The organism is Haloferax chudinovii, from assembly GCF_042663345.1.
GTDB lineage: Archaea > Halobacteriota > Halobacteria > Halobacteriales > Haloferacaceae > Haloferax > Haloferax chudinovii.
In genome coordinates this window covers 53,002-64,963 of record NZ_JBHTAB010000006.1, presented here as the reverse complement: position 1 = coordinate 64,963, position 11,962 = coordinate 53,002, and the positions used below count along the sequence as shown (strand labels likewise).

Genomic DNA, 11,962 nt, shown 5'->3' with positions numbered 1-11,962 from the left:
GTGATAGTTCGGGTGTCGAACGCGGAACTGGCCTTACGCGACGCGACTACGTGGCGGCGACGGCGACCGCCCTCGGCGTGACCGGACTCGCGGGGTGTACCGGTGGCGGCGGCAACGGGAGCGGTGGAAGCGAGGGCGGGTCGAGTCTCACTCCCGACGTTCCTTCCGGGACCTCGGAGACGGTCGAGACGAAGTACTGGCGCGAGTGGGAGACCATCGACGCCGACGAGCCGCCGCTCGACTACAGCGCGACCGCGGGTGCGGTGTTGGACCCCGTCCCGCTCGAGTTTTCGAGCGAGGACGACCCGTGGATGCGGGAACACGCGCTCATGGTCCAACGGGGGCTGGACGCGCTCGGTATCGAGACGCAACTCAACGACCGACCGCTGAACCAACTGTACGCCCAGAGTTGGGATACGAAGGGGCTCGAGGCCATCCTCTCGATGAGCACGCACGGCCCGGACCCGCAACGCGGACTGGACCCGAACCCGCTTTTGATGCGGCGGACCGAGACGAGTCTCTCGAACTACGATAACTACTACCACCCCGACCTGCAGGAGGTGTTGACCCAACAGAGTCGGGCGACCGACCGCACCGAGCGCGAGGAACTCGTCGCCGAGGCCCAGCGCATCTTCAGCGAGGACGTGGGCGCGCTCATCACGCTGTTCCCCGACGTCATCACCGCGGTCAACACGGAGCGCTGGAGCGGCTACGTCCAGACGCCGGGTAACGGGCCGACGAAGGACTCGTTCGTCTGGTCGGAGGTGAACCTCCAACCCCAGACCGACGATGGAACCTACATCAAGGGCGTGACCACCTCGATGAACTCGCTGAACCTCCCGTGGGCCGCCGGGGGCGCGGAGGCGAAGCGACTGACGTTCATCTACGACGGCCTCTTCGACGCCACGCCGGACCTCGAAGTCGTCCCCGCGCTGGCGACCGGCGGCGGGTTCGTCGACGACACCACCGTCGAACTCAGCCTCCGCGAGGGCGTCGAGTGGCACGACGGCGAGCCGTTCACCGCCGAGGACGTGAAGTTCACCGTCGAGCTGTACAAGGAACACTCCTCGACCAGTCAGACGCCGTTCTACGAGCCAATCGAGTCGGTCGAGGTGCTCGGCGACCACGAGGTCCGGTTCAATCTGACGGGCCCCGACGCGGCGTTCATGACCCAGCGCGTCGTTCGCAGTGTCATCATCCCCAAGCACAAGTGGGAAGACGTGGAGAACCCGTCCCAACACAACCCCGAGTCGCCCGTCGGCACCGGGCCGTTCTCGTACGAAAACTGGGAGCAGGGAACCCGCTTCGAAGTGTCCAAAAACGAGGGCCACTGGATGTTCGACGACGACTGGCGGGCCGACGTGCTCGGCGACCAAGCCACGACCGGCGAGGGCGTCGACCGCGTCATCTGGATCAACGTCGGCAACATCGACTCGATGATCGGCTCGCTACAGGGCGGCGAAATCGACGCTATCGGCACGACGCTCTCGAACTCGCAGGCCGACCGCGCCGCGAGCACCGCCGGCGTCGAGAAGATGACCTCGGGCAACTTCGCACCGCTCGACACGAAGCTGATGTTCTCCTGTCCGCTCGTTCGCGACAAGGAGTTCCGCGTCGCCCTCGCGAAGTCGGTCGACACCGAGGGCTTCGCCGCCGACGTGTTGCAGGACCGCGCGACCGTCCCGAACGGGGAGAACCCGATTTCGGACCTCACGCCGTGGCACACGTCGGACACGACGCACTACGAGTTCGATATCGACGGGGCGAAATCGAACCTCGAACGGGCCGGCTACACGTGGGACGACGACGGAAACCTCCGGTTCCCCAACGGGGACGCGTGGGCCGCCTTCGTCGAGCGCATCCAGCCCGGGAACATGCACCAACGCCGTGACGAACTCGGACAGGCGGACTTCTCGTGAGGTGACGAGCATGTCGCACACCACTCAGTCGCGCCGCCGGGGAGCCCGACCATGAGCGAGTTCCAGCGCTTCCTCGCGAAGCGGCTCGCCATCTCTATCGGGCTCACTCTCGTGGCCGTCTCGGTCATCTTCGTCGTCCTGCGGTTGCTTCCCGGGAGTCCGTTCGAGTCGCTCGTCACCGCGGGCAACCTGAGCCAGCAACAAATCACCGAGATTCGGGCGATGTACGGCCTCGACCAGCCGATGTGGCGGCAGTACCTCAGCTACCTCCAGAGCATCCTGCTGTTCCAGTTCGGCTACTCCATCCTGCGGAGCCAGCCCGTCTGGGGGGTGTTGGCCCCGCGGCTCGTCAACACGCTCATCCTGCTCGTCCCCGCGTTAGTGACGACGGCGGTCCTGAGCTCTCTCCTCGGGATGTACGTCGGTTGGAACCGCGGGAGCAAACTGGAGAAACTCAGCATTATCGCCACGACGTTCCTCCGGTCGACGCCGGTGTTCATCACGGGCATCCTCTTCGTCATCATCTTCGCGTACAACCTCGAACTGGTGCCCGCCTTCGGGATGCGCTCTATCAGCGCCTCGCCGGAGGGCTCCGTCGAGACGTTCGCCTCACTCGACTTCCTGCACCACTACATCCTGCCGTTTACCGTGTCGGTGCTGTACTACAGCGGCGACTTCCTGCTGTTGGCGCGCAACGGCGTCGTCGAAAAGCGGGGCTCTGAGTTCCTCAAACTCCACCGCGCGAAGGGGCTCTCGGAGATGCAACAGCTCGCGCGGGCGGGTCGGAACTCCATGCTTCCGATTCTGACCTACTTCGCGCTCCGTCTCGGGATGATATTCCAGGGGCTCATCCTGCTCGAAGTCGTCTTCGGCTGGCCCGGCATCGGTCGCGAACTCGTGCTCGCCATCCAACAGCAGGACTACCCGCTGGTGCAGGCGGCCGTGTTCATCATGGCGCTCGCGGTCATCGTGGCGAACCTCGTCGCCGACGTGCTGTACGCCTACTTCGACCCGACCGTCTCGACCAGCGGAGGTGGTGTCGCGTGAGCACCGAGACGAAGCCCGAAGCCGAACTGAAAAAGCGCGTCGAGGGGGTCGCGGAGACGCTCCGAGACCAGTTCACGTTCCTGCGGCGCGACCGCCTCGCGTTCGCCGGCGTCGTCATCGTCGCCGCGTTCGTCTTCCTCGGTCTCCTCGGCCCCGCGCTCGCTCCGCACGACCCGATAGAGTACACCGTCCGCGACGACGCCGGGTCGATGTTACGGCTGTCCGAACCGACCGGTACGGCCCTGTTCGGGACGACTGCCTACGGGAAAGACGTCCTGAGCCAGTTCCTCGCCGGCGCGCAACCGACGTTCATCGTCGGCCTGTTCGGCGGCATCGGAACCGGCGCGCTCGGCTTTCTCGTGGGGCTCGTCAGCGGCTACTACGGCGGTTGGGTCGACGAGGTCCTCATGCGCCTCACGGACCTCACGTTCTCCCTGCCGTTCACGCCGATGGCGCTGTTGCTCTTGACGTTCGTGACGCCGAGCGTCTGGCTCATGACGGGCATCATCGTCGCGTTCCTCTGGAAGATGCCCGCGCGCGTCGTCCGCTCCGAGGTCCTCTCCGTCAGAGAGCGGACCTTCGTGAAGTCGGCGCGCGCCAGCGGCGCGAGCGACCTGCGGACGATGCTCTACCACGTCGCGCCGAACGTGCTCCCCATCGGCTTTCTCTACACGGCCTACGGCATCGCGTGGGCCATCGCCGCGCAGGCCAGCCTGGCGTTCCTCGGGTTCGGCGACCCGACCGTCACGAGTTGGGGCCGGATGCTCCGACAGGTGTTCGAATCGGGCAACATGCGCGTCGCTTGGTGGTGGGTGCTCCCGCCCGCGCTCGGTATCGCGGCCATCACCACCTCGGTGTTCCTCATCGGCCGCGCCTACGAAGAAGTCATCAACCCGGAGATTCAGACCGAACAATGAGCCTCCTCGACATCACAGACCTCACGGTCACGTACTCGACCGACAGCGGAACCGTCCACGCCGTCAACGACGTGTCGTTCAGCATCGACGAGGGCGTCAACTACGGCCTCGCCGGCGAGTCCGGCTCGGGGAAATCGACGCTTGCCGAGGCGGTTCTCGGTCTCCTTCCCAACAACGGCTCCGTCGAATCCGGTAGCATCGAATTCAAGGGCCGCGACTTGACCGGCCTCAGCGAGCGCGAGCGCCGCGACGTGCTCTGGGAGGACATCGCCTACATCCCCCAGAGCGCGATGGACTCGCTCGACCCGGTGATGTCAACCGGGGCGCAGATTCGGCAGGCGATTCAGACCCATCGGAACGTCACCGACGAGAAGGCCCGTGCGCGGGTCCGAGAGCTGTTCGAAATCGTCGGGCTCGACCCCGACCGCATCGACGACTACCCCCACGAGTTCTCGGGGGGGATGCGCCAGCGCGTGACCATCGCCATGGCGCTGGCGCTCGAACCCGACCTCATCATCGCCGACGAGCCGACCACGGGGCTCGACGTCATCGTTCAGGACAAGATTATCGACAAGATTCTGGAGATACAGGACCGAATGGACAGCTCGTTGCTTCTCATCACCCACGAAATCGGCGTCATCGCCGAGACGTGCGACGAGCTTTCGATACTCTACGGCGGGAAAGCCATGGAGCAGGGAAGCGTCGACAACGTCCTCGTGAACCCTACGAACCCGTACACGATGGGGCTGAAGAACTCTTTCCCCGAGATTGAGGAGGGCGACCAGGACCCCGTCTCGATTCCGGGGTCGCCGCCGAACCTGAGTGAGGAACCCAGCGCGTGCGTCTTCAAGGACCGGTGCCCGTTCGCCACCGAGGAATGCGAGGCGTCCCACCCGGACCTCGTCGACCTGCCGAACCGCAACCACCGCTCGGCGTGCCACCACGTCACCAGAGCCGCCCAGATGCGGCGCGACGCAACCGACCCGGAGACGTGGGGAATCCCCGACAGCCACGACGAATCGGGCCGCGGCGAGGTGCTCCTCGAAACCGACGGTCTCGAAAAGTACTACGAGCAGAGCCAGCCGCTCTTGGAGAAACTCAGGGGTAACGACCCGAACTACGTCCGCGCCGTCGACGGCGTCTCCCTGCGCGTCCGGCGGTCCGAAATCCTCGGTATCGCCGGCGAGTCGGGCTGTGGGAAGTCGACGCTGGGCGAGACCATCGCGCTCTTGAAACAGCCGACCGGCGGCGAGTTCGTCTTCGACGGCGAGCCCTACGAGCACTACGCGGACGGGAACATGCGCGAGTTCCGGCGGAAGGTTCAGATAATCTTCCAAGACCCCTTCGACTCGCTCAACCCGAGACAGACGGTTCGGCAGTTGGTCGGCGAACCGCTCACCATCCACGACTACCGGACCGACGAGCGCGAACGGGCCGTCGTCGAGACGCTGGAGAAAGTCGGGCTCACACCCGCGCGGAAGTTCCTCGACCAGTACCCACACCAGCTCTCGGGGGGCCAACGCCAGCGCGTCGCGGTGGCGAAGGCGCTCGTCCTCGACCCCGATTTCCTCATCTGCGACGAGCCGGCGTCGATGCTCGACGTGTCGCTGAAGGTGAACCTGCTGAACCTCCTGCGAGAACTCGCGGACACAGAGGACATCGGTATCGTCTACATCTCTCACGACCTCGCCAGTCTGGTGCAGGTGTCGGACCGGCTCGCGATTATGTACCTCGGGCGGGTCATCGAGGAGGGCGGCGTCGAGTCCATCGCGGCCGAGCCGAAACACCCGTACACCACTTCGCTCCTCGCGGCCGCCCCCGAGAAGGACCCGACGGTCGACCGCGACCGCGTCCTGCTCGACGGTGAGCCTCCGGACCCGGTCAGCCTCCCGTCCGGTTGCGTCTTCGCCCCGCGGTGCCCGAAAGCGGAAGACGCGTGCCGGGAGAGCGAACCCGGACTCGATACCGTCCGTGACGGCGAACACCGCGCGGCGTGCTACTTCCCGGACGGCGAGACCGCCGACGCGGACGGCATCGCCGACGACCGCTCGGGCTCTACGTACGGAGACCTCGAGTTCTCGTCGCCGGCCAGCGGCGATTCGGCCAGCGACTGACGCCGCCCTTCGACTCCTCGCTTCGTCTCTTTGGCGGCCTTTCGGTCGCTCCGCGCCTCGATTCGGATTCGAGGCTCGACTCGACGCATTAGTATTGTGCAAAATAGTAACTTCTAATGGGGAAAATATCTAAACAGATTATAAATTATTAGATGCGAATACCATATAAAATTACCTAAAAAGAACTTTAGACCATATCATTTGCTATTTATCTGGTGAATATGCAAAATTATCTGTTTACTATCTATCTGAGATGGGTTCAAAAGCGAATTATCTGGTGTAGCTGTCGTTCAGCGGTTGAATAGCTGTTTCCGTCTGTATACACTATTGTGTTATATTCAATTTACCACTTCTGGTTTGAACTGCTGTCGGCCGAAACTCCTCTTACGCCAACTCCGAGATATCGAACACAGGCTTGCACGTCCCGCCCTCGATGAACGTCTCGAAGGCCTCGTCGGCCTCGAACAGCGAAAACCGGGTGTCGACGAACGTCTCGCAGTCCACGTCGCCGTCGCGGATCAGGCGGAAGGAGCGCTCGAAGTCCTCGTACATCGAGGCGTACGAACACTGCAGGTCGATTTCGGCCCGGACGAGCGGGGAGTAGGGCATCGAGGTCTCGCCGGTTTGCCCGACGAGGACGATTTGGCCGCCCTTGCGCACCTCGTCGACGGCCGTCGTGAGCCCCGAGGGGTGGCCGGTCGTGTCGAACACCACGTCGTAGCCGACGCCGCCGGTATGTCGTTCGCGGCGCGCCTCGGTGTCGTCGTCGGCGACGTTGACCGTCTCGAAGCCGAGTTCCTCCGCGAGCGGGAGCCGGTAGTCGGCGTCCTGTCCCACGCCGGAGACGACGACGGTGCCGCCCTGCGCGGCCGCGATTTGGGCCGTGAGTAGGCCGATTGGACCGGGCCCCTCGACCAGCACGCGGTCGCCCGCGCCGACCCGGGAGTTCTCGATAACGGCACGCGCGGCGATGCTCGTCGGTTCGGCGACCGCGGCGTGCCGCTGTTCCACGTCGTCGGGAATCGGGTGGAGGGCGCGCTCCGGGACGGCGATGAACCGCTCGTAAGCGCCGTCGTGGTCGACGCCGGTGATGACAGCGTCCTGACAGACGTTCTCCTCGCCGATGCGACACTGGTAACACTCGCCGCAACCCCGAATCGGCCGTTCGACCACGCGGTCGCCGACGCCGAACTCCGTCACGGCGTCGCCGACTTCGACCACGCGACCGGCGTACTCGTGGCCGATGACCGTCGGGAGTTCCATCCGCTCGAAGGCGGATTCGAACTCGTAGATACCCGCGTCGCTCCCGCAGAGACCGGCGTAGTCGACCTCCACCAGCACCTCTCCCGCGTCCGGTTCCGGTTTCTGTCGCTCGATGAACTCCATAGCGCCGGAGCTACGCTCTACTTTGGCAAGTCCTCGCATGACAGGACGTGTGAGGCGGGCCCGTAAAAACGTACTGCATGCGGCACTTCCGCCGCGCGTTCCGCAACTATCATGTCGGTACCGTGTGGACTGCAACCATGGCTACATACGAGCACACGCCAGTCTCCGTCAGCGACAAGCGCGTCATCGTCGTCGGCGGAACGAGCGGTATCGGACAGGCAATCGCTCTCGGCTTCGCGAGCGAGGGCGCGGACGTCCTCGCAACCAGCCGGCGCGAGTCGGCGGTCGACGGGACGGCCGACGCAATCGAGGAACTGGGCGCGAACGCGGTTCGGGAGACCTGCGACGTGACCGACCCGGACTCGCTCGAGCGCGTCCGCGAGCGCGCTGTCGAGGAGTTCGGCGGCATCGACGTGGTCGTCGCCTCGCAGGGCGCGATATCCCGGGAGACGGTCCGCGACATCGACGACGACGCGTGGGACCGCGTCACCGACATCGCGCTCGGGGGGGTCCGCCGCGTGACACAGGAGCTGTCCCCGGCGGTCGCCAATGGCGGGTCGATTATCAACATCTCCTCGCTGGCCGCGCGGCTCTCGATGGCGAACCTCCCGGCCTACTCGGCGGCGAAGGGTGGCGTCGAGGCGTTCACCCGCGCGTCAGCGAAGGAGCTCGCCCCCGAGATACGCGTCAACGCCATCGCTCCGGGCTTCGTCATCACCCCGCAGAACGCCGACACCTACGCCGAGGGGACCGACAAACGCGAGCGAATCGACGAGCGAACGCCGCTCGGCCGGGTCGCCGAGCGAGAGGAAATCGTCGGCGCGGCGGTGTTCCTCGCGAGCGACGCCGCGTCGTTCGTGACCGGAGAGGTCGTCACCGTCGACGGCGGGTTCGCGGACAGCGCGTTCTGACCGGTCGCTTCGCTTTTGCGTCGCGGATCGTCACTCGTGACCGCGGCCGCCTCTCGGTTTGTCCACGGCCTCGGGCTTGCCCGCCAGTGATGGAGCGTCGCCGCTGACTCCGGTCGTCGCTGGCCGGCAGTTCTGTCATAGGGAACACGCTCGCCGGAGCGCATTCCCACGCCTGCGTGTGCTCGCCGCCGCAAGCGCTGAACCGCACCTTGACTCTCCGTCGTCGGCCGTTTGAATTACAGAATTAGTCGCGTAATCTTAGCCGGAATTACCGCACGTCGAACGCGGTGGTCCCGCGATTTTCTGTTCGAGTCCGGCGGGGTCCTGTTCTGAGATACGAAATACGGTTAGTGCTGTACTCTCCCGCCGATTAGCCCCGCTACCGGCGTCTGTGGACGACACAGTCGAACGCCTCGGTCCAGCGAGTCCCGGTCGGCAACGGCCTTTCGACTCTCTGTGGTGTGCCGGGACGGCCGTATCCGAAGTCGCCCGGTCGACGATTCCCGTCACGTCAGTCCGTTCTGTCTCTCACCTCGCGGCACGTTGTGACGCCGAAACGTACCTTTATCACAATTGCTAGTAATATGCTACTGAATGCATTACCACCAGCTAGCGGTGTCGGGAGAGCGCCGCCTCACGGTGAGCCGCGACTCCACGACGTACGACCTCACGAGCGCCGACGCGGACCTTCAGACGTTCGGGGATTTGGCCCGAGTTGCGAGTATCGCCCGGACCCCCATCGACCGTCTCGCCGCCGAGCTCACCGAGGACGCCGACGAAGTCGACGACGCGTTCGTCGACCGGCACGCGACTGTCCCCGTCGACGCCGAGGAGGTCTGGGCCGCGGGCGTCACCTACCAAATCAGCGAACAGGCGCGCGAGGAGGAGAGTTCGATGCCCGATATGTACTTCGACGTGTACGACGCCGACCGGCCGGAGATTTTCTTCAAAGCGACGCCCTCTCGCATCGTCGAACCGGGCGACGCCATCGGCGTTCGAGACGACTCAGAATGGGACGTGCCCGAACCCGAACTCGGTATCGTCCTGCGGCGCGGCGAAATCGTCGGCTACACCGTCGGCAACGACGTGAGCAGTCGGTCGATAGAGGGCGAAAACCCGCTGTATCTCCCACAGGCGAAAGTGTACGACCGCTGTTGTTCTATCGGTCCGTCCGTGGTCACGCCCGAAGACATCGACGACCCCCACGAGTTGGAGATGCGCATGACTATCGAGCGCGAGGGGGAGGTCATCTACGACGACGCCACGAACACGAGCGAGATGGTCCGCAGTTGCGACGAGCTCGTGTCGTACTTCACGCGTCATAACACGGTCCCGGAACTGGCGGTCATTCTGACGGGGACATCGATTGTGCCTGACCACCCGTTCGACCTCCAAGAGGGCGACCGCGTCGACATCACCGTCGAGGGAATCGGCACCCTCTCGAACTCCGTCACCACCGTATGAGTTCCACACCCACCGACATCACAGAGGCGTTCACGCGCCGCGATTGGCAGGACGACGACGTGACGGGCACCGTCAGGGTCGCCATGATCGGCCTCGGCTGGTGGACCCGCGACGAGGCGATTCCCGCCGTCGAGGCGTCCGAGTTCTGCGAGACGACGGTCGTCGTCAGTGGCTCGAAGGAGAAGGCGGAGAGTGCGACGGAGTTGGCCGAGTCGATAACCCGCGGGCTCACCTACGACGAGTTCCACGAGGGCATCGCCGCCGACGCCTACGACGCGGTGTACGTCGTCACGCCGAACGGGTTACATCTCCCGTACGTCGAGACCGCCGCCGAGTTGGGGAAGGCGGTCCTCTGCGAGAAACCGCTCGAAGCGTCGGTCGAGCGGGCCGAGAAGCTCGTCGCCGCCTGCGACCGCGCCGACGTGCCCCTGATGGTCGCCTATCGGATGCAGACCGAGCCGGCCGTCCGGCGCGCCCGCGAACTCGTCGAGGCCGGCGTCGTCGGCGAGCCGGTGTTCGTCCACGGCCACATGTCCCAGCGCCTGCTCGACGAGGTCGTCCCCGACCCCGACCAGTGGCGGCTCGACCCCGAACTCTCCGGCGGTGCGACCGTCATGGACATCGGGCTCTACCCGCTGAACACCGCGCGGTTCGTCCTCGACGCCGACCCCGTTCGCGTCAGGGCGACCGCCCGCGTCGACGACGAGGCGTTCGCGGCCGTCGGCGACGAGCACGTCAGCTTCGGCGTCGACTTCGACGACGGCACGCTCGCGGTCTGCACCGCCAGCCAGTCGGCCTACCAGTCGAGCCACCTCCGGGTGACCGGCACCGAGGGGGAACTCGAAATCGAGCCGGCGTTCTACAACCGACAGGAACGCGGCTTCCGGCTGTCGTGGGGAGACCAGTCCGCCGACTACGACTTCCAGCAGGTGAACCAGATGACAGAGGAGTTCGACTACTTCGCGTCCCGGCTCCTGACGGAGACCGACCCCGAGCCCGACGGCGACCACGCCCTCGTGGACATGCGCGCGATGGACGCGATTTACGCCGCGGCGGAGCGCGGTACCGATGTCGCTGTCGACGCCGACATCAACTCCGCCTCCGACGAGGCGTAGGCCCCGATTCGGCGCGTCGTCGCCCGCAGTTTTATCTGCTGGGTCGCCACAGTTCCCCGTATGCAGTTCGGCATCCTCGGCACGGCAGGCATCGGCGTCAAATCGGTCATCCCCGCGGTGCAGGCGAGCGACCACACGGCGGCCGCCATCGCGTCCCGCGACGAGGCGCGGGCGAGCGCGGTCGCCGACGAACTCGGCATCCCCACCGCCTACGGCAGTTACGAGGCGCTGTTGGCCGACGACTCCCTCGACGCGGTCTACATCCCGCTCCCCAACGGCCTCCACGCCGACTGGGTTCGAGCGGCCGCCGACCGCGGTCACCACGTGCTCTGTGAGAAGCCGCTGACCGCCAGCGCCGACGAGACGGCGGCCCTCTTCGACTACTGCGAGGACGCGGGCGTCACGCTGATGGAGGCGTTCATGTACCGCTTCCACCCGCGGACCGAGCGGGCCGCGGAACTCGTCGCGTCGGAACTCGGCGAGGTCGTCTCTGTCACGTCGAACTTCTCGTTCCGCCTGCCCGACGGGGCCGAGGACATCCGCATCGACCCCGACCTCGCCGGCGGGAGCGTCATGGACGTGGGCTGTTACGCCGTCAGCGCGGCGCGGCTCTTCCTCGGGACGCCCGACCGGGTGTACGCGACCACGACCGACACGCGCGACTGCGGCGTCGACACGCGGATGTCGGGCGTCTTGGAGTACGACACCGGCGCGACCGCCCGCGTCGAATCGTCGTTCGACACGCCCGAGACGCAGTACTACCGTGTCCAGACCTTCGACGGCTGGCTGGAGGCGAAGCCCGCGTTCAACGTCGGGCCGACGGCCTCGGCCGAACTCACCTACGCCACCGACGGCCGCGTCGTCACGGAGACGTTCGACCCGACCGACAGCTACCGCCGCGAGGTCGAGGCGTTCGCCCGCGCCGCCGAGACCGGCGAGACGCCGCGGGTCGACCGCGAGGAGTCCGTGGCGGTCATGCGGACTATCGACGCGATTTACGAGAGCGCCGACACCGGGCGCGCGGTCGAGTTGGACTGACCGGACCGCCCGCAGAACGCGCGACCCGGTCGTCAGATTCCCCGACTTTCC

The 11,962-nt window shown here is 65.7% G+C and carries 9 protein-coding genes; 8 read left to right on the top strand and 1 reads right to left on the bottom strand.

Going from position 1 to position 11,962, the window contains the following annotated elements; translation table 11 throughout:
- Positions 1–50 precede the first annotated feature (50 nt).
- The 4 genes from ACFQI8_RS12050 to ACFQI8_RS12035 are packed head-to-tail and all read left to right on the top strand — an operon-like array spanning position 51 to position 5,997.
- A complete protein-coding gene (locus ACFQI8_RS12050; protein WP_390245077.1) occupies positions 51–1,919 on the top strand; it encodes an ABC transporter substrate-binding protein in 1,869 nt (622 codons plus the stop codon).
- A gap of 51 nt (positions 1,920–1,970) precedes the next feature.
- On the top strand, positions 1,971–2,966 hold the full coding sequence (locus ACFQI8_RS12045) for an ABC transporter permease (RefSeq protein ID WP_390245075.1): 996 nt from the start codon (positions 1,971–1,973) through the stop codon (positions 2,964–2,966).
- On the top strand, positions 2,963–3,883 hold the full coding sequence (locus tag ACFQI8_RS12040) for an ABC transporter permease (protein WP_390245074.1): 921 nt from the start codon (positions 2,963–2,965) through the stop codon (positions 3,881–3,883). Before ACFQI8_RS12045 ends, ACFQI8_RS12040 begins: the two co-directional genes overlap by 4 nt.
- On the top strand, positions 3,880–5,997 hold the full coding sequence (locus ACFQI8_RS12035; RefSeq protein ID WP_390245072.1) for a dipeptide ABC transporter ATP-binding protein: 2,118 nt from the start codon (positions 3,880–3,882) through the stop codon (positions 5,995–5,997). Before ACFQI8_RS12040 ends, ACFQI8_RS12035 begins: the two co-directional genes overlap by 4 nt.
- A gap of 384 nt (positions 5,998–6,381) precedes the next feature.
- Here the strand turns inward: ACFQI8_RS12035 and ACFQI8_RS12030 are convergent, their stop codons facing one another.
- Positions 6,382–7,422, bottom strand: coding sequence for a zinc-dependent alcohol dehydrogenase (locus ACFQI8_RS12030; protein ID WP_390245070.1), 1,041 nt, complete (start codon positions 7,420–7,422; stop codon positions 6,382–6,384).
- Positions 7,423–7,520: 98 nt separating this feature from the next.
- Here ACFQI8_RS12030 and ACFQI8_RS12025 point away from each other — a divergent pair, with 98 nt between their 5' ends.
- The 4 genes from ACFQI8_RS12025 (at position 7,521) to ACFQI8_RS12010 (ending at position 11,911) form a co-directional block, all read left to right on the top strand.
- Entirely contained in the window at positions 7,521–8,294 is a 774-nt protein-coding gene (locus ACFQI8_RS12025; protein WP_390245068.1) for an SDR family NAD(P)-dependent oxidoreductase, read from the top strand.
- Positions 8,295–8,888: 594 nt separating this feature from the next.
- Positions 8,889–9,758: a fumarylacetoacetate hydrolase family protein gene (locus tag ACFQI8_RS12020; RefSeq protein WP_390245066.1), complete on the top strand. Its 870-nt coding sequence runs from the start codon at positions 8,889–8,891 to the stop codon at positions 9,756–9,758.
- Positions 9,755–10,873 (top strand): D-xylose 1-dehydrogenase Gfo6, encoded by a 1,119-nt coding sequence (gene gfo6, locus ACFQI8_RS12015; RefSeq protein ID WP_390245064.1) that lies wholly within the window; start codon positions 9,755–9,757, stop codon positions 10,871–10,873. Before ACFQI8_RS12020 ends, gfo6 begins: the two co-directional genes overlap by 4 nt.
- 60 nt (positions 10,874–10,933) lie before the next feature.
- Entirely contained in the window at positions 10,934–11,911 is a 978-nt protein-coding gene (locus ACFQI8_RS12010) for a D-xylose 1-dehydrogenase (RefSeq protein ID WP_390245062.1), read from the top strand.
- The last annotated feature ends 51 nt before the right edge of the window (positions 11,912–11,962 follow it).